At 35.2% G+C, this 20,166-nt stretch carries 15 protein-coding genes; 5 read left to right on the plus strand and 10 right to left on the minus strand.

Annotated features, from left to right (window positions below; genetic code table 11):
* Nucleotides 1–175: 175 nt before the first annotated feature.
* Complete coding sequence (locus tag L2586_RS22855; protein ID WP_235295323.1) at nucleotides 176–1,375, plus strand: aspartate aminotransferase family protein; 1,200 nt, start codon at nucleotides 176–178, stop codon at nucleotides 1,373–1,375.
* Between the two features lie 168 nt (nucleotides 1,376–1,543).
* The gene (locus L2586_RS22860) at nucleotides 1,544–4,990 is read left to right on the plus strand and encodes a pyruvate carboxylase (protein ID WP_235295324.1); all 3,447 of its coding nucleotides are present in this window, start codon (nucleotides 1,544–1,546) and stop codon (nucleotides 4,988–4,990) included.
* Between the two features lie 270 nt (nucleotides 4,991–5,260).
* On the opposite strand, the gene L2586_RS22865 is transcribed toward L2586_RS22860, so the two are convergent.
* Nucleotides 5,261–6,817 carry a purple acid phosphatase family protein gene (locus L2586_RS22865; protein ID WP_235295325.1) on the minus strand — a complete coding sequence of 519 codons (1,557 nt, stop codon included), beginning with the start codon at nucleotides 6,815–6,817 and terminating at the stop codon, nucleotides 5,261–5,263.
* A 334-nt stretch (nucleotides 6,818–7,151) separates the two neighbouring features.
* Between L2586_RS22865 and L2586_RS22870 the strand changes: the two genes are divergently transcribed.
* Nucleotides 7,152–7,736: an RNA polymerase sigma factor gene (locus L2586_RS22870; RefSeq protein WP_235295326.1), complete on the plus strand. Its 585-nt coding sequence runs from the start codon at nucleotides 7,152–7,154 to the stop codon at nucleotides 7,734–7,736.
* A gap of 1 nt (nucleotide 7,737) precedes the next feature.
* Nucleotides 7,738–8,385 (plus strand): hypothetical protein, encoded by a 648-nt coding sequence (locus L2586_RS22875; protein WP_235295327.1) that lies wholly within the window; start codon nucleotides 7,738–7,740, stop codon nucleotides 8,383–8,385.
* Nucleotides 8,386–8,387: 2 nt separating this feature from the next.
* On the opposite strand, the gene L2586_RS22880 is transcribed toward L2586_RS22875, so the two are convergent.
* From L2586_RS22880 to L2586_RS22915, 8 genes are all read right to left on the minus strand, one after another.
* Nucleotides 8,388–9,929: a carboxypeptidase-like regulatory domain-containing protein gene (locus L2586_RS22880; protein ID WP_235295328.1), complete on the minus strand. Its 1,542-nt coding sequence runs from the start codon at nucleotides 9,927–9,929 to the stop codon at nucleotides 8,388–8,390.
* Entirely contained in the window at nucleotides 9,907–10,644 is a 738-nt protein-coding gene (locus L2586_RS22885; RefSeq protein WP_235295329.1) for a hypothetical protein, read from the minus strand. Before L2586_RS22885 ends, L2586_RS22880 begins: the two co-directional genes overlap by 23 nt.
* 163 nt (nucleotides 10,645–10,807) lie before the next feature.
* Nucleotides 10,808–11,374 carry a hypothetical protein gene (locus tag L2586_RS22890; protein ID WP_235295330.1) on the minus strand — a complete coding sequence of 189 codons (567 nt, stop codon included), beginning with the start codon at nucleotides 11,372–11,374 and terminating at the stop codon, nucleotides 10,808–10,810.
* Between the two features lie 10 nt (nucleotides 11,375–11,384).
* Nucleotides 11,385–12,023 carry a hypothetical protein gene (locus tag L2586_RS22895; protein ID WP_235295331.1) on the minus strand — a complete coding sequence of 213 codons (639 nt, stop codon included), beginning with the start codon at nucleotides 12,021–12,023 and terminating at the stop codon, nucleotides 11,385–11,387.
* Between the two features lie 17 nt (nucleotides 12,024–12,040).
* Entirely contained in the window at nucleotides 12,041–13,012 is a 972-nt protein-coding gene (locus L2586_RS22900; protein WP_235295332.1) for an SdrD B-like domain-containing protein, read from the minus strand.
* A complete protein-coding gene (locus L2586_RS22905) occupies nucleotides 13,012–14,292 on the minus strand; it encodes a hypothetical protein (protein ID WP_235295333.1) in 1,281 nt (426 codons plus the stop codon). The genes L2586_RS22900 and L2586_RS22905 overlap by 1 nt, the downstream gene beginning before the upstream one ends.
* A 44-nt stretch (nucleotides 14,293–14,336) precedes the next feature.
* Nucleotides 14,337–15,287, minus strand: a complete 951-nt coding sequence (locus tag L2586_RS22910) for a fibrobacter succinogenes major paralogous domain-containing protein (protein WP_235295334.1) — start codon at nucleotides 15,285–15,287, stop codon at nucleotides 14,337–14,339.
* A 35-nt stretch (nucleotides 15,288–15,322) separates the two neighbouring features.
* Nucleotides 15,323–15,691, minus strand: coding sequence for a LytR/AlgR family response regulator transcription factor (locus tag L2586_RS22915; RefSeq protein WP_235295335.1), 369 nt, complete (start codon nucleotides 15,689–15,691; stop codon nucleotides 15,323–15,325).
* Between the two features lie 218 nt (nucleotides 15,692–15,909).
* On the opposite strand from L2586_RS22915, the gene L2586_RS22920 reads away from it, so the two are divergent.
* Nucleotides 15,910–17,289, plus strand: a complete 1,380-nt coding sequence (locus L2586_RS22920; protein ID WP_235295336.1) for a response regulator — start codon at nucleotides 15,910–15,912, stop codon at nucleotides 17,287–17,289.
* Nucleotides 17,290–17,638: 349 nt separating this feature from the next.
* On the opposite strand, the gene L2586_RS22925 is transcribed toward L2586_RS22920, so the two are convergent.
* Nucleotides 17,639–20,161: a CHAT domain-containing protein gene (locus tag L2586_RS22925; protein WP_235295337.1), complete on the minus strand. Its 2,523-nt coding sequence runs from the start codon at nucleotides 20,159–20,161 to the stop codon at nucleotides 17,639–17,641.
* Nucleotides 20,162–20,166: the final 5 nt, after the last annotated feature.

Below are 20,166 nucleotides of genomic sequence, written 5' to 3' on the forward strand. Positions count from 1 at the left end.
GAAAGTTATGCATTCGTTATTCCATCTCTAGCGCAATAGCACACATTTTTCCTTTCGCACCGAGATGCTCTTAAATGAATCTCGGAAGACCTTGCGTTTTCTTGCACTCACACATATCCTGACTTAAAAATGGCAGGTCGAATAATTCCCTTTTTATATATTTGCAATCAAAAAAATGCCAAGCATTCGCCAACTCTTTCTTTCTCATGTAGCGAAGACCAATGAAATGCCACTCATGTTAGAGGTAGATCATGCGAAAGGAATTTTCATCTACGATACGACTGGTAAGAAGTATTATGATATGAACTCTGGAATTTCCGTAAGTTCTTTAGGTCATTGCCACCCTGCCGTTGTGGATGCAGTTACTGAACAAGTTCAAAAACACATGCACACCATGGTCTATGGTGAACACATTCATTCACCCCAAGCAAAATATGCCGGATTGCTAACAGCACAATTAGCTGACGGACTCGACTGGGTATACTTTGTGATGACTGGAACAGAAACCGTAGAAGTAGCGATGAAAATGGTTCGAAAGTATACAGGCAGAACGGAGATTTTCTCTTGCGCTGGGGCTTACCACGGTAGTACTTATGGTGCGGAAGCGCTACGAAGTGATATTGAATTTACGATGAATTTTGCGCCTGGGGTACCTGGTGTTAGACATATAGGATTTAACAATGAAGCAGATCTTGAGAAAATAACCACGAAAACTGCTGCTGTAATTGTAGAGCCAGTCCAAGCGGAATCAGGAGTCATTCCTCCAGTTGATGACTACCTTATTAAGCTTAAAACGAGATGTGAGGAAGTTGGAGCGTTGTTGGTTCTTGATGAAATTCAGACTGGTTTTGGAAGGACAGGGCATTTGTTTGCCCACCAGAAATACAATGTCACACCTGATATTTTATTAGTTGCAAAATCGATGGGCGGAGGGATGCCGATCGGCGCATTGGTTTCATCGGAAGAAATATTTTCATCGATGATTAAGAAACCAGCTCTTGGTCACATCACAACTTTCGGAGGACATCCTGTTTCTTGTGCGGCTGCATATGCTACCTTATCGACGATTCTGGATGAAGATTTGCCTTCTAAGGTATTGGGAAAAGAAAAATTAATACTGGAACAGTTAAAGCATCCCATTATTCGAGAGGTAAGAAGTTCTGGAATGATGATGGCTGTAGAATTGACCAAAAGAAAATACCTAAAGCATGTCGTTGCAAAGTGTATGGAATTAGGGTTGATTGTAGATTGGTTTCTCTTTAATGATCGATCTTTCAGAGTTGCTCCACCTTTAATCATTACAGACGAACAGATCGTGGAGGCTTGTAGTATACTAAGGAAGGCAATGGATTATGCGGAAGAGAAATATAATTGATCTTGATGCGTAATTCTAAAGCTGGTTTTTACTGCAGTTTTATTATTTTCAAAACACTTATGTGATATTGATGATAAGGAAATCAGTTTTTTACTTTACCTTTATACTCTCTGTATTTCAGTTGCAGTTGGAATCAGAATTTCTAAAATAATCATTAAAATTAGAATCTTGGCTGACTTACCTATAAAGAAATTATTAGTTGCAAATCGTGGAGAAATAGCGATTCGTGTTTTTAGAGCGGCATCTGAAATCAATATCAGAACAGTTGCAATTTACACACATGAAGATCGGTATTCATTACACCGTTATAAGGCAGATGAAGCATATCAGATCGGAGAAGATGACGATCCGTTAAAGCCTTACCTCGATATCACAGAAATTATATCTATTGCGAAAGAAAATGGAGTCGATGCTATTCATCCAGGTTACGGTTTTCTTTCAGAAAATGAATCTTTCGCGCAAGCGTGTATTGATGCTGGGATAAAGTGGATCGGACCTAGTCCTGATATCATGGCTTCCTTAGGTGATAAGATATCAGCGAAGAAAGTGGCGATAGAAGCTGGTGTTCCTATCGTTCCTGCAAGTAAAGGTGAAATAACAGAAGTTGTAGAACTGAAAAGAGTCGCGAATGAAATTGGGTATCCGGTTATGGTTAAAGCTGCTTATGGTGGTGGAGGTCGAGGGATGCGAGTCGTTTATAAAGAAGAAGATGTAGAGAAATCATTCAATGAAGCAAGTGGTGAAGCACAGACTGCCTTTGGGAATGGTTCTGTATTTGTTGAAAAATATATCGCAGATCCGAAGCATATAGAAGTTCAGCTTTTAGGAGATATGCATGGGAATCTGGTACACCTTTTCGAGAGAGACTGCTCTATTCAGAGAAGATTTCAGAAAGTGGTAGAAATTGCTCCGGCGACTTCATTAAAGCAAGAAACAAGGGATGCACTTTACAGACATGCATTAGCAATAGGAAATAAGGTAGGATATCAGAATGCTGGAACTGTTGAGTTTTTGCTGGATGATGAAGAAAATATCTATTTTATAGAGGTCAATACAAGAATTCAAGTTGAGCATACGATAACGGAGGTAATTACTGGAGAAGACATTGTGAGGAATCAGATATTGATTGCTGCAGGACTTTCTTTGGATGATCCTAGAATTGGCCTTGGAAAGCAAGAAGACATACAGTATAGAGGAGTCGCTATTCAATGTAGGATAACAACGGAAGATCCATCACAGGATTTCAAGCCAGACTATGGTCGATTAGTAGCTTATCGAAGTGCAAGTGGATTCGGGATTAGACTTGATGCAGGGAATGCATACGCAGGAGCAACGATTTCTCCGTTTTTCGATAGTATGTTAGTGAAAGTTACGGCTTCTGGACATACATTAGATGACGCTGCGGATAGGTTACACCGTGCATTAAGGGAGTTTAGAATTAGAGGCGTTAAGTCTAACATTTCTTTCTTGCTCAATATACTTAGAGAGCCTAGCTTTAGAACTGGAAATACAACGGTACACTATATCGGAAATCATCCAGAACTATTGGTGCCACCAAGTTGGAAAGATAGAGGAACGAAATTGATCAGATACATCGGTGAGGTGAATGTCAATGGAAATCCTGATGTAAAGAAGAAAGACTTAGATGTTGAGTTTGATAAATTTGCTATTCCAAAAGCCAAGAATCAGGACTACCAATCAGGTACGAAACAATTGCTTACAGAATTAGGTCCTACTGGATTTTCAGAATGGCTAAAGGAGCAAGAACATGTATTGTATACTGATACAACTTTCAGAGATGCCCACCAGTCTTTGCTGGCAACAAGGGTAAGGACGAAGGATTTATTAAATATTGCGCCACAGTTTGCGAAAGACCATGGTCATGAGTTATTCTCTATGGAAGTATGGGGAGGAGCGACATTCGATGTTTCCATGCGATTTTTAAAGGAAAGTCCATGGGATCGATTGAAATTATTGAGAAAGGCGATTCCGAATACCTTGCTTCAGATGCTTCTAAGAGGATCGAATGCAGTAGGCTACAAGGCATATCCTGATAATCTAATAGAAGAGTTTGTAGAAAAATCAGCAGAAACAGGAATTGATGTTTTCAGAATATTCGATTCGATGAACTGGTTAGAAGCAATGCAGACCAGTATTAAAACGGTAAGAGAAAGAACAAATTCACTAGCGGAAGTAAGTATTTGCTATTCTGGTGATGTCATGGATAAAAATAGTAAGTATAATATTGACTATTATATCAACATGGCGAAGGCTGTGGAAGATAGTGGAGCGCATATTATTGCGATAAAAGATATGGCTGGTTTATTGAAACCGATGGCCGCTGAATATTTGATTACAGAATTGAAAAACAATACCTCACTTCCTTTACACTTGCATACGCATGATACTTCTTCGATACAGTCGGCGACTTATCTTAAGGCGATAGAAGCTGGTGTGGATGTGGTAGATGTAGCATTAAGTGCACTTTCAGGAATAACATCACAACCGAATTTTAATTCTGTAGTAGCGATGATGGAAGGTCACGAGCGTTCTGGCAACATTGACCTAAAAAATCTAAACCGATATTCTAATTATTGGGAAGAGGTAAGAAAATATTACTATCCATTCGAGACGGAATTAAAAGCAGGAACAGCTGAGGTGTATGATCACGAGATTCCAGGTGGACAATATTCGAATCTAAGACCTCAAGCGAGATCGTTAGGGTTAGAAAATAAGTTTGATACGATTAAGAAGAACTATGCAGCCATTAATAATATGATGGGAGGTATGGTGAAAGTGACGCCTTCTTCGAAAGTAGTTGGTGATATGGCGATGTTCATGACTGCGAATGATATTACCATTGAAGATATTAAAAAGAATGGGGAGTCATTAGCTTTTCCAGACTCAATGATTTCGATGATGAAGGGAGAGCTAGGGCAGCGTGCAGAAGGATGGCCGAAAGAGTTTCAAGCGATGGTTCTGAAGAACGATAAGCCGTTTACAGATCGACCGAATGCGCACTTAGATCCTATAGATTTTGACAAAGAATTCGAGGCATTTAAGTTGGAATATCCTGAAAAAGCAACCTTCTTAGATTTCTTAAGTTATTCATTGTATCCGAAAGTTTTCGCGGACTATTACACACATATTCAAGAGTTTGGGAATACAGAAATGCTTCCTACACCATGTTTCTTCTATGGCCTTAAGCCAAATGATGAGATTAATGTATCCATAGCGAAAGGTAAAAACATCCTAATTGAATATCTGAATACGAATCAGGCATCAGCTGATGGAACGAGGTTAGTTATTTTCAGGATCAATGGAGCGATTCGTTCCGTGATGGTGAAAGATAACCAAGTAAAGAGTGAAGTCTTTATTCATAAAAAAGCAAGTACTGAAGGTCAGATTGGTTCTCCTTTGCAAGGTAGTTTATCGAAAGTGGTGGTTAAAGAAGGTCAAGAGGTGAAGAAGAATGATCCATTATTTGTGATCGAAGCGATGAAGATGGAAAGTACGATAACGGCGCCATATGACGGAGTCATTACGAAGGTTCATATAAAGAACAAGACGATGGTATTGCAAGACGATATGGTGGTAGAGATGGAGAAGAGTTAATAGGGTTTTAGATCGTCGAGCTCGCAGTGAAACGGAGCGATCGGCGAGCTGACCATAAGGAATAGTTGATGGGTTGATAAGTTGATGGGGTTATGAGGTTGATAAAATTAATGGGTTATTAAACTAATATTTCCTCGTGATTTAAACTCGTTAGTCTGCTATTCTTAATGTTATCACATTCGTTAATGACATGAATTTTGTAGCCCTAAACTAGATCGTCGAGCTTGCAATACATCGGAGGCTATTTAGAGATCGGCGAGCTATTTCGGATTATTCAACCTCTTCCTTCGTGACAACATTTCCTTTTAGATCAATAATCATGTCGTACTTTGTTTCTCCATTTGAAATTCGAACTTTGTATACTACGTCATTTTCTTTTTCTTGATAGGCTACTCTGGTCACAAAAAATCCTTCGTGTTTTGAGATTAAATTTTTCTCAATGTCTGCTGGCAATTGATCTGGATAAGCAATGGTATTATCAAAATATCTTCCTGAAATAGCTTGACCTTTTAATTCCACAAAACTATTAGGACCTTTTATATTTTTTATCACTTCAAATGCGTCATATAAGTCCCCAGTAGCGGTATAAGATTCATATTTTAAAATATTTCCATCTACAGTCAGCACTTGAAACAATTGAGTGTTTTCAGCAGCTCTGTCTCTATCAGCATCCCAACCTTCCCAGGCATTTGGTCTCAAGCTATACATTTTACCTCCGCTGACAGATACCACATAGACCGTTCCAGTTAGATCTTTGGCATTAACACCCGTCGGAATATTCTCCTCCAATGGAGTAGTTCTACCTCTAGAATATGCATGGTCATGACCTTGAAGTGCTAAATCCACCTGATACTTATCCAATATAGGCTTTAACATCTCTCTCCACTCATCGTTGTCTCTGCTGCTAGAAGCCGAGAAGAGGGGATGGTGGAAGGTAACAACCGTCCATTTGTTGGAATTGTTTTTTAAAACATCTTCCAGCCAAATCATTTGTTTTTCTTTCTGCTCATTAGAATTCAGCCCTATCACCCTAAGATCTTGATAATCCATATAATAAACAGTTTCTTCTAACCCTTCTGGACCATTTTCAGGTAGTGTAAATTGTGGTCTCCATAAAACTGAAAGTTGACGAGGCTCTCCGTCTTTTATCGATCTATATTCATGGTTGCCAGGAACAGGGAAAGATGGAATCATACTGTGAATGAACGACCCAGCTTGGAACCATTCCTCCCATTCTAAATCCGTATTAGCATGATTAATTAAGTCACCGGCATGAATCATAAAAGCAGCATCAGGCGCCTTTTGGAATCCTTGTCTAATCAATCTAGACCATACTTCCAGTACATTATTCTGTGCATCTCCTATATAAATAAATGAAAACCGATCGGGGTCAGTATTGGCTGTTTTTACATGAATCCACTCACTCCAGTGCATTCCATCACCAACTCTATAAGCATACAATGTATTGGCTTCTAAATCTTTTATTTTTACAGAATGGTAATGGGCGGACACCTCTATTTCATTTTCTAATTTGAGGTCAAAAAGTTCTAATTCAGCGTTGTGCGTATTTGCATTCCTCCAGAATTTAGGAGCGGCAGTCGCCTTTGCAATTTCCACAATGCCTTGTTTCACATCGGTGGAAGTCCTCCACGTAATATTTAATTCAGAGGTTGCTTCTGCTCCAAAGTTGACCATTATTCGATCAGGATGGATGGTAGGATGGTTCCATTCTTTTTCATAAACTGGGGCTTTGTATACTTTAGGTATTTGAGCATATCCTAAATTTAGAACAAGTAGGAAAGCAAATAGAGGTAAAAAGTTTTTCATGAGTAATAATTTGTTGGTCAACTATAGTTTCATGCCGAAGATATTGAAAAAATTGCAGTTGGGAAGATTTAGAATAAGAGGAAATATTGGTCTTGCTATTTAGATCGTCGAGCTTGGGGAGTGGCGGAGGATAGAGAGAGATCGGCGAGCTTTTTTTGGGATGATTAGTTATGTCTTTCTAATTATTAAATATTATTATAAATGACATAAAAAATATCTTATTAAAATACTAGATAAGCAAAAGTTAAGATTTTTATATTTCATAACAATTTTCAAAAAAATCCTACCTTAAGGGTTACTTTTTATATTATAGAACCGACACCCTTAAGGTTAGATGAATGAGATCCAAGAATTGTTAGAGCAGATCCGATCTGGTAAAGATGGACGAGACAAAGTGGTTGCTTCCTTATATCATGATCAGAAATTGAGAAATGTTATTTCGGGATACATTAAGAATAGGGGAGGGGATGAAACTGATGTAAAAAGTGTGTTCAATCTGAGTCTTGTCCAATTTGTGAAAACGGTAGTCAAGAATCCCAACCTTGAAATCAAAACAAGTATTTACCAGTTTGTTTTTGGTATTGCGCGACATCGATGGATTGATGAGTTAGAAAGCAGAAGTAACAAGAAGACTTCCGAATTAAAGGAATATCATAAAGAAATCAAAGATGATCAAAAAGCTGATGATCTAATCATTAACTTTGAGAATAAGGCACTGTTGAATGATCTCTTGGAAAAGTTGAGAAGAAATTGCAAACAAGTATTGATGTATTGGGCGAATGGTTACTCCATGGAAGAAATTGCTAAAATGCTCAACTACAATAGTTTTAAGATGGCTAAAAAGAAAAAGTATGAATGTTTCAAGCAGCTTCTTAAGTACTTAGATCAAAATCCACAAATAAAAATGGCGTTAAGGTAATATGGATTGGTATGAATACATAGACGATTATATGAAAGGTGATCTAGATGAAAATCTGAGATATGAGATGGAGTCAGCCATTCAAAAAGATGCTGAGCTCAAGAGTGCCATCGACAACTATGATGATGCTAAGACGTTAAGTGAGGGTTTGCTGGAGTTAGATATTATGGAAAGCATAGATAGCTTGGAAGCAAATGCAACAGAAACAAATAAAATTAGTCGAAACGATAAATCGTCAAAATCAAAGTTCCCAATTTGGCTGAAGATTCTAATTCCCTTTTTTATTATTGTAGGATTTTTTATCATTCGATATGTTCAAAAAGAAAAGAAAGAGGCTGAACGCCAAGAATTATTTGCAAGTCTATATGTTCGACCTATCGATGATGAAATACTTAAAGGAATAGACAGAACTCTGATGAATAATTTTCAGAAAGGGAAATATTACTTTTCCTTGAATGAATTTGAGAAAGCAGAAGATAAACTCCTCTTATTTCTCGATCGCACTAGCAATGAGGATAGTCTGAGTTTGGGGAATTATTGGTTAGGGCATGTATATTTGAATATGGGGGAGTGGGAGAAGGCGAAAAAATTTATCTCAGAAAATGAAAATAGTCAACTCAAGGAAATACTTTCTAAGATCGTGAAGTAAAACTAGTCTAGTTTCTTTTGCATAGGAACCTCTATATTAGCTTCTTTATTAATTATTTCTGAAGAACTAATAAATTCTTCTATATAATTATCAATCGAAATTAATAGACCTTTAAAATCATATTCTACATTGATTTGAAAACGGCCTTCGAGATCTCCTATTGTTCCAGTTGCTGTTTCAATTACATGAACATTTGCAGCGATTAAGGGACTTCTTGAATCACTATCATATATTTGTCCTTTTATCAAGATAGGCTTTTTTACATTTTCAATCAATTCAGATAAAGTATCAGCATTGAAATATGCTTTTCTAAATTTTTTTTCTGTACCAAGCTTTTCTAATCGATTTATGAGTCGATAAATTACATTAATTCTCTTAATCTCAATATAGTTGTCGACTTTATTTTTAATAAATCTTTCTTTTCTGGCTCTATTTTCACTATCGATATAATAATCATATTCACGATAAGCTGAATTATGTAAAGCATCCATGTCAATAATCCTTAAAATATTTATACTATCACCAGAAATAAACCTTGTATCAAGTGAGCATCCTTTAATTGTATTATTGATATCACATTCAATATTATCTCTTTCATAGATATCTATTCTATCACAACAGTTCCCAATATCTTTTTCAGGATTCTTATAGTTCATAATCATTTTACTTGGATATTGCTCTTGATCGAGATAACTTTTATTAGGAAATGTTAACATTATCTGATGAAGATCTAAGCTATGATTATTAAAAGAATAGCAATTGTCCATGATATTTATAAAAGTATCCTTTTTAGTTTCACTAATGCTAGGACAAGTTCGGTGAAGAAATTTATATTGGTTGTGAAGTACTTCGTGAATAAATACAATAGGCTCCCTGATTAATAAGTCTGAACCTAAATACAAAAATGGATACGGTTTCTCGTTAACAGCATGTTTTGAAACTCTTGCAATAACTGAAGAATCCACGCCAACAAAAGCCTGATCAATACAAATTATGTGATTATTTTTGAAATCACCTTTTAAAGTATTCTTTAACGATGTGAATATCGCATTTGAATTTGATTGATTTCTAAAGTTTTGCAATGTATCATAAGATTCAATTCGATTAAATTTAATACTTAAACCCAGATAGAATTTTGATAAATATATATTTATATCACTTTCTAATGAATCAATTTCAGCGTCATCAAAAGTAAAACTGCTATTATAGAAAAGATCAAAGTCAAGTTTTTTTGATATTCTTAACCCGTTAGAAATCGGGAAATAATTAGACTTTTTAATTCTACTGTCTGGTCTTAATATGAAATATTCTTTAAATTTATTTATGGATTTTGAATAATTGAAACTCTGACCTCTTTTAAAACCGAGTGTGTCATATGCTGATCCGATCTTATAGAGCAGATAACTAGGTTGAGTTGGCTTACTACGAGTAATAAAACTACTTGTTGGTATATATGGTAATATACCCCATACGACATATATCAATATAACCGTGGTTGCAAGGACAAATAGAATTCTCCTTTTATTTATTTTGCCTATATCCATGTATATGATCTGAGTCTACCTCGATGATAAATCTACCATTTACTTTGTCGACAAGGTAAATATAGTATTCTGCTAGTAACTTAGACTCTGCTAATTCGTCTAAAGTTATGTAGTAATATTTGTTATCAAAATTACATACTTCGTTAGCTGATTCTCCTATGCACACCTTTTTGTAATCAAGCCCATTTATTATAGTATCTATTTGAAAACTATTGTTGGGCGTTCGACTGCCACTATCGGGACCTTCAATTATAATGTGAGTTTTTGAATGCCAATAATCGAAATCGACGCTCAAACCATCATGGTAGTTAATACCGAATTCTAAAGTTGAAATTCTCTGTGCATCATTCTCAATATCTAAATCTGTTGAGTTAGATCTAATATCCCAAGCAATTGGAACTCCTTTTACTGTGCGCACTTTAAAAAATACCTTCTCTAAAAATTCATCATTTATGAATTTTTCACTCTGATTCCCCTCATATAAAATAATCCTCATCTCATTTACATCAAGATTTTTTTCATCGATTAAAATCATTCCGTAGCGTGATCCTGGAAATCCTTTTTGTTGATTTGGCCCCAAGGCTTCAGAGATAATTGTTCCCTCTATATATTTATTGCCTGTTATATTAACAGGTCTAAATTGTAAAGAATAAATTATAGTTATCGTAGTTATAACTATAAGAATAACTATTAAAGAATCTCTCCAATTCTTCATTTTCGTTTTGTTTTAAGGTTTTTTAAAAGTCAGCTTTGGGGCAAGTTGGTGCTTTAATATACTAAGAAGCAGATAATTATTAATAATTTTCTAGTACTATGAAAGTTTTTTAGGATAAATGAATATGATATTGCCTAAAACGGAACTATTATACTTCCTAATTTTATTCTCCAGATGGCAGAATATAACCATCATTAGGCTTTGGTATTATTTGACCGCTCATTCTTGAAACGGACGGTGGATCGATGAATGAAGGTTGGCAACCTTCAAATGCCAGTCCTGTTCCATCTAAAAAAGTAAATTTTTGCTTGCCTATTGCAGTAGTTCCAAAGTCTGTATATTTCACTCTCCATACTATGCTTGCTAATTTGATTGGATTATTCCCGCTAATGTTTAAAGGGTTACTCGCTCTAATCTCGACATTTGAAGGGTCCGAAGAAGTTGCCGTTCCAATTACATTCGCAACATTTTCTAAACTAGATAAATTAAATTCGATCTGTATTCCTGTGAAATTATTATTGTTGCTTTTGTAATATAGATTAGCAAGGTAGAAACGATCTTGCTGATTCGAATTGCCATCGCCTGTAGGTCCATACGTTTCTACTAATGGACCATAGAATACTTCTAAATTATTGCATTTGGTTGGGTGGACTTGCGAACACGTTTGACTGCTTAGAAGGAAATATGCTAGAATTAATGATAATGGCATAGCGCGTTTAATGTTTGTCATATACATTTTTTTAGTCTTGGATAAATTGATACGGTCTTTCTGGCAATGAGCACCTTGGATCAAAGCATTCCGAAACTGAGAAGCGAATGATTTTATGAGATCCATCAGCATATTTGACTTTCATGAAAGTGTCAACATTGGAAACAGGAGAGTTCATATAGAAAATATCATCTACCTTCACAACATTAGAATAATCACCCGCATCAAACGAGAAACCGCAAAGTAATTCAGAGTTCTCAAAGAAAAATGAAATGTTATGAATTTGCGCTTTGAACTGAACTGGATCTTGTAGTGAAGTTACAGGACTCGAGGATTCTGTCCATCCTTCTACACTATTGTTAAAGGTCATTAGATTGTAATTTCCATATTGACTTGTTGACCAATTTCTTATAATTCCAGCCTTCGGATACAATGTGCTAAGATTTACTCTTGAACCAACAGGTGCTTTTATCATACCTAGCATCAGTTTTTTAAGTTCATCCAAATAGATTTCACATTCAGTTTTCATGAAACTTGGTTTAATGTCACTTTCGACAGGTCGTTCTTTCTTAACCAAATCTTTCTTTATTATTTTTTTTGGTCCTATTTGAGCGTGCACGGTTTGACATGGGAAAAACAGGATGCTTATTATAATTATTACTTTATTCATTTTTTTTATTTTTTGAATTATGGAAGCCAAAAAACATTAAAATAGGTAATGTTCTGAGGGCATCTTCTCTGAATTTGATTGATGTTTGCCACATTATTAATGGAGCATTTATATTGGCAGTTTTCTAACACCACATATCCGACATATTGACCTTGCTGCAAATTGTTGCCGTTTGTACCTTTACCATCCCATTTGATTTCGCCATTCACGAATCCATCGCATTTTTGTTTCACAGATTCATAGACCATTCCTCCCCATCTGTCAAATATTCTAAGATGAAATTTAGTAGCATTATAGGGCTTATAGAACTGTGAGGGTGGATTGTTATCATAGAAGACAAGAGGATTATTCGGTCTGACAGCGTTGTTGTGGTAACTAAGACTTGGAAATCCACCTCTTCCCATATTTACTGAAGAATTTAACGTGATGTACTTTCTTTGTCCATTACATTCATATTGAATATTGGCAGAATAGTTTCCTGAAACTGTTACCGGTTTAACTAATCCACCACCGCCATTAGACCATTGAACTGAAATTATTGGATAATTACCCTGAACATGCATTACTACTGATGTAGGGCAACAAATCTCATTTCCCGTGGGAGTCTGAGTAATATTAAATTCTGGATCACAATCCTGGCAAACAAAGTAATTAATTTGTCCAACTCCACTTTCTTGGAGAACAAAGTTTTGGGTCGTATTGGTAACATTCCAATTATTTTGCAATGTTAAATTTGACTGGTATGAACCTGCAGGCAAATTTCCGAAGAATGCATGACCATTTTGATCGGTTGTTTGATTTTCAAAAGATATGGAATTGTTTGTGATTTCTATTCTTACTTCCCAATTATTAGCATATGTATCTCCAGTGTCATATATTCCGTTGCAATTATTGTCAATTATAACTGTAATTTGAATGAGACCACATTCCTCTATTACAGTATTTGGATTTAAAAAAGATAGTAAGCAAGCAAATATTATGGTGTTCATTATCTTTTAATTTTTACGGGACTTTTAGAGTTTCTGATTAGCTCCATTTTTGATTTACTAGAAAGATTTACCGAATTTCTGATTTTGATTTTTGCCAAATCTTTGATTGTACCTTTCGTACCCCTTGCCAAATTTGTTTGTAAGTTGAACTCTACGGATGTGACTCCACATTCATCAATCATTTCCCAATCTGCACACGACGTTGGCCCGCCATAAAAAACAAAGTCTAACTTATACCATTTATTTGTTTGAAGTGTAATGTCTGAAAGATTAGCTTGCCCCCATGTGGTGGTGTTCGTTTGATTGGGAGTAAAAACAGTTGCACCTCTTGAAAGGATATTTGCTTGTGCAAGGTCAAATGTGTTGGGTTCTGTTTTGGGCTTTCTAATAACATATTCAATATTGAAATGGTCAAAGCATGGATTTAGAGCTTTCCTGTAATTGACATAGGCTTGAATTCTTTCTTTGAATGATCGTGTAAGAATTAAGTTTGGCTGATAAGTATTCAGGTTGCCTGATAGATTTAGCTGGTCAGTCAAATCAGATTCATCAATCGGTGGACAGCAAAGGTCAAATTGGGGACTTGAAGGTCCTGAAGGGTTAGGGTATGGTTCAGATCCTTTTCTACAATCAAGTCTACAAATATTGTCTAGGCTAAATTTTTCTGTTCCAGGCCATCCAGACATATCCACATTGAACAAAATACCTTGTACATTTGATAATACTTGATTGAAATCTTGGCAAGAACCACCTCCAAGAATCTCCCAAGTGCCATCAACATTATTAGGTAAATAGGAACCAGAACATTCATCAAATGAAACACAAATGTTTTTCCAATAAGAATTTGCAGGTAAATTTTGATTTGCAGTAAATCTAATTGTTTTCTGAGGATTAACTCCCCAGCTAATTTTTTGAGTTGGATCAAATCCTGAAACAAAAAAAACAGAAGGTTTGACTGCGGCATCATTAACCAATAATTGTATATCAAAGCATAAGCATCTTCCAAAGTATTCAGAATAATTTCCATTAAAATCAATAGGATTATAGATAAAAGTTGAACCGCCCCTATCTTGCACGTATAGTTTCTTTTGTGAATTAAATCCAGGAGATTGAATAGTATTTACTGCATCTAGCGGTTGTGGAGTTGAGGCACCAGTTACTGTATTATAATATAACCAGTTAGATATATTATTTTCAAAATCATTGCACTGTGTATAGCTGATTGTGCTGTTTAAAATCATTATAAAAAGGATTGCCAAAAAGTTCGTTGTTTTCATCATTTGATATATTTAAAAATTATATTAATTAAATTTTTTTTGATAGTCTACTCCTTCAAACACCTAATACTATATCCATATGCTTTTGGATAACCTGTTGGACTGAAAACATTGCCTTGCGGATATAGGTATCCAACATAACTACTTGTAGATACTACATAATCTGAAGTCGTGAGAAACATTCCAACTTCCTTCTCCCATTGTGAACCAGTGGCCCTTATTTGACCTCCACCTCTAAAATTAAAACCGTAAGTATCTAAAACTCCTGCATTAGGAGCAATCCAGAATTCTGTCCCTACCGCCTTTAAGTGTTGGCCAACTATGCTTGTGTTAGTAGGTTCTAATGTATCTCGGAGTTGATACAGGTCATAAACATCAGGTACTTTGTAACCAATAGGGCATACATTTTTACCTCCATTAGCCAAGGTGTCTACAACAAACCAGTTATAAAGCGCTCCATATCTTGGGGCATTGGTTATAGAATCTAAATTATACCAACCGTAAGTAGGCGTATTATTTGTAGATAGTGTTCCCCATTCTGCATAAGTTTCGCTTTTTTCAATCGGAGAGCCATCATTGTATCGTGTCGCTGAAAGATTTGGTTTTAACCAGACCTGTCCCAAAATCTCCACTTCAGTATAGACATTGCCATTACCATCTTTGATATAATTAGCGTCACTAATGCCAGGTACTATTATATGATTTCCACCTTCCAAATATAGGGTGTCACCAAAAAGGGACACAATCATATTTTGCAACTCATTGCTCTCATCCTGGTCATTGTCCTCCTTAAGTTCTAACCACTTTTGGTTGTCGTAGAACCAAAAAGACGAGCTAGTAATATCATAGATTACTTGCCCTGATTCGGGCGCCGATATTGAATTTTTATCAACACGAGGTATTACAATTCCTGATTCTTTTACCTCAAATTGGTTTATTTGACCATTTGTAGAATAACAGAAAATAAGTAGAATTAAAATTGGAAATAATCGTTTCATCGTAAATATTTAAGGGTTTTAGGTTTTGTTAATCTTTAACTTTTAAAATTAGAATTAGTGAAATCGCCACGTTGCTTTATTTGATCCAAAAATTCCTCCTTCCTTCTCCTTGCTACGGGGATTAATCTTCCATCAACCATTTCTGCTTGTCCTTCTTTATGATATCTTACTAATTTTGAAAGATTGACCAAATGTGATTTGTGACATTGAAAAAATCCTTGATTTTCTAATTCTTTCGCAAACTGTCCAATCCCCTTGGTGGATGTAATTTTCTTTTTCTTAATTAATTCAACTTGACTATAACTATCAGCAGCATGAATGCAAATAATTTCGTCCGCAGCAACCACTTCCAAAGTCGAAAAAGTTGGAATTAGAATTTTCATTGACTGCTCTTTCATTTTCATTTGTTTAATGGGTGTTGATTACGATTGTAAATCTACATCCACTTAGACCGTTCACAAATGCAATAATTCAAGTTTATCCTAATATAATATTAATAATTATTGGATACGTTTTAAAACTAAATAGCTGATATACAATTTTATATAGTCATTTTATATATTAAATGTCCCAACAATATATTATTTTATTATATTCGTTTATTTAAATAAACAACCAGTCCTTGAATACTTCGTTTTTGAAATTAGCTGAGATTTTAGCGCCTTCAGATTGGACCTCATTGAAAAAGTTTATTGGCATGTCGCATCGTGAGGATGCTGATATTATGAAATTATTTGACTTATATAAAGACAAGCGGAACCACCTTCAAGAATTAATCGCTAAATCAGAAAACTTTGAAAAGGATTTTTCCCATCTCACAAAAAAAGGGTTACTAAACTTACATTCCAGACTTTTTATTGAATCTGAAAATTGGTTGACTTTCAAGACTGTTATGAATGACCAAGAAAAGAAGGAGCTTATTCTTAACAAAGCATATAATGATAATGGACTTTATAAGTTGGCAGATCAGAAAGCAAAGAAGCTTTCAAAGTTTTGGAATAATAGAGCTGTATTTTCTTATGACCAAGAAAGAAATAAAGCGCAGCTATTACATCAACAATATTACAGTGATAATCCCATCAAATATGCAAAGGATTCAACATTGCTTGGTGATTTGGTCAATGCGCAATTAACCACAACCAAATTGTCCGCTCTTATATATGAACTAGAATTGCACAATTGGGGCCGATTAAAGCAAATCGATTATTCTACACTACTTGAAAGTATCAATGCTACGGTAGAACAACTTCCTAACAATGACTTATCGGAAGTGCTAAAGGACTTGAATAAGGTGGTCAGTAATCTAGATTTAGAAGCCTTTCTCAAAGTTAAGGCCTTGTTATTTGACAATACTTTTGAACAACCCAGTGAATTGCATACATTGACCACACTCTATCTCATCAATGCTGGAATCAAATTATGGCAAAATGGAAAATTCACCAATGCTTCCGAAAGTGCAGAGTTGATAGAGTATGGACTTAGTAGCGGAGTACTTATGAAAAGCGGGAAAATTCCTCGAAGAAGGTTTTTCAACTTGATCGCGACGCTGGGCAAACTCAAATCATATGCGTGGACACAAGAATTCATTATCAGATGGCATAAGAACGTAGAAACTCAAAACACTGTAGACACAAAGTCTTTGGCCGAGGCTTTGAATGCATTTGCCTATCAAAAGTATGACTTGATCATTCCTTTGATTCGAGGTATAGAATTTCAAGATTTCATCGAAAAAATCAGGGCACAGGGTCTAGAATTGATAGCTATCTTTATTGATAGGAAGGATAATTATAGCTTTCTAAGAAACTACATTGCGAATTTCAAAAGGACGATTAAAAGAAATGAAGGAAAATTGAGCAACGAATCAATTAAGGCCTATACTAATTTTGTAAAAGTGGTGGAGTTACTAGTGCAGAGGGATTTTCGCAAGTTAACCATCCATCTTGAAAAATACAATACTTTGGTTTATCGAGACTGGTTATCTACAGAAATAAATAAAGGATAGCGAAAATTAAGATTCGCTATCCTTTTATTTTTGGGGCTTAGAAGCCTCCTAAATCCTCACCGATTATCATCGAGAGCAACCATTCGTAAAATTCCATGATTCTTATTTTTTAAGTGTTAAAAAATTGAATCATGTCAGTGGCCACGAACATGAAGTTTTTGTTTCCTAAGCCTTCATTAAGGCATAAGAGTGCTAGGGTAACAATGCGCAATTGTTACCACATTTGTTAAATAAAAAGTTTATTGAAATGCGATAATCTGAGAGGATAATTAAAGTTGTTTTTCTAATCCTTTGTTTTGATTATTGCTTTCGAGAGTATTGTCGGAATATGACTGAAAAAAGTAACCCCTTAGTCTAGATTAATTTTTATTTTTCCATTTCCTTCTAGCACAAACCCTGACCAATAAAAGGGATGAGCATATTTATCATGCGTCTGAAAAAGATGTTTAGTTTTTTGTAATGCAGATTCAAGAGACATCCCATCTTTCCAAAACTCGTAGAGATAAACCATGAATTCAGAGGTGGCTTTATCGTTCACAGACCATAAGGTTTTTAGCACAACGTCAGTACCGGCATAAATAAAAGAACGACTTAACGAATAAGATCCAGCACCAATTCTGTGGATACCGCTTCCAGTTTCACATGCCGATAGTATGACAACTGGACTGCTTGAATCCCAGGATTCTATTTCAAAATTATAGACTTGTTCAGGATCACTATCTTTTTCACGACATAGCAAAAAATTATCAAGTCGGTTAGCTTTATTCATTGAGGCATGAGTGGAAATATGCATAATGTCTATTGACTTATTCGATTGCAGAGTTGATTTACGAAAATCTGAACCACTATATGTTTTGCTATTTGGTAGCACTTTGTGTATACTTTCAACTTCATTCCATCCATATGTCAACTCTGGATAATCAAGTTTTGATTTTGATTTTATGGTTTCACTGTTAGAATAACTAAATAAGCTAAGGTTTGGGTTATCAATCACGATTTCCTTCTCAAGTCCATATGCTGCCAGATCATAATGATAGCTTATGCTTTGATTGTTAAAAATTAGATCGAAAGGAATATTAAATAATTCACCATCTGGTATGATTACCCCATCATTATTTTGAAGATCCTGAGGTAAATCTAGATATTTCTTGAATTCATATATAGATGCCTTTACGTTTTTTTTAGACATCATTTTGTCTTGGAAAGCTATTGTTAATGAGTCAATAAATTGGGCGGAGTAATTGGAAATACTAATTTGTTGGTCATGTACAAAGTATGACCAATAGCTGGTGTCAAATTTTAAAAATTCTAGAACCATTGTATTTTTAAGTAAATTAATTTCAGGAACAACAATAGGCTTATTAGTTGGTAATTTGTTTTCGGAGTGTTCGATTAATTTGTGGAGATAATTTTTCCAAATATCAAGGTAGATTGGATGGCCATCATATTCAGTCGACAGAAATTCATTTGTTAATAAAAGCTCATCCGCAAAATCATCGAATCTATTTTTTTCTAATTCTAGCTTTTGTTCAAATGCTCTTTTTCTCTTTAGTTCTATCGCTTTTGTTTCTTGAAATAATTGTAAGATAGTTGGAATGTCAATCGACTGGCCCCTTGATAACATGCCTTTTGCAATGGTAAGTATTTCTGCGGTATTGTGTGCGTATAAATCTTGAATGTGAAAATTAGGTTCCTTTCCCCAAAGTTGTTCTGCTAAGCTTCTCTTTTCTAAAAGTAGCTCTATTTTTTGTGAATCATTAAAAGATTCATACGGGCTATCGATTATGAATAGAAGTTTCTGAAATGCAATAATAGAAGCCTCATGTCCTGCTTCAATGAATTGATCCACAGTTGATTTATGTTCAAAATACTTGTCAGCACTTGGGGCAGAAGCCATCATGTAGAGAAGAGGTCTTGTAGCATGTGCAAAACTGAAAGTATCTTGGTAAAGTTGTAGAGATTTCTCAAAAAATGAGTATGCTTTTGAATTATCAAAACCCATGCTGAAAAATCCAGATGATAGGTAGAAATTACTTTTCTGAGTTATGCTCAAACTATCAAGGTCAATGGCTCGCAGAATTTCATTGGCAGAATTTATATCACCATCTTCGAAAAAGAAGTTAGCTCTGATAAATTGCTCATTGTAATTGCTGCTAAAACGGCGGTTTTCATTGTCACTAATCTTATCCAAGTGAAAATAGATGTACTCTCCAAAGAACTTGTGGTCATATTCCCTAAAAAGCTTGTTTGCTATGTTTGCTCTAATTTCTTCTTCACAATATTTAAGGTCATATCTATTTACTAGATTTTTGATTTTAGACAACAAATACTGATTCATTAATAAAAACTCGTTAAGATTATTCTCATCTCCTTTGATTGTAGATAGAATATTTAGAATGCGGTAGTCAAAGTAAAATTGTAGGATTTCGGAGTCCCAGTTTGTTGAAAGTAACGGAACAATTTCCTCGCTAAAAGCAAGGGGCGAAAGGCTATTATGTACTTTGTATTGATAATATGTAAGCAGGATTTCTTGGTATGTTAATCTGTCAAATTGATCATTATAATTTTGTTTTTGATAATTTTCTTTTAATTCTTCTATCCCTCCACTTTGTTGTTTGTTATAAATAAGACTTTTTGATTCGTGAATTCTACTATGGAAAGTATTTTCGGGCGGAAGCTTTAATAAAGGATCTGACAATGCTACAAGTACGTCTTTGAGTCTGGGATCATCTTTAACACGCTCAATAAAATCTTCTTGCTGATCCACTTTTCGTTCTAGAGCTAATAATACAAAAGCTTCGATTTTACTTAGTTCTTTGTCGGAAGTACAAGAATAAGTCATTACAAGAAACGAAATGAATAATAGTTTCAACAGCC

Source organism: Portibacter lacus (genome assembly GCF_021533215.1).
In the GTDB taxonomy this organism is placed as follows: Bacteria; Bacteroidota; Bacteroidia; order Chitinophagales; family Saprospiraceae; genus Portibacter; species Portibacter lacus.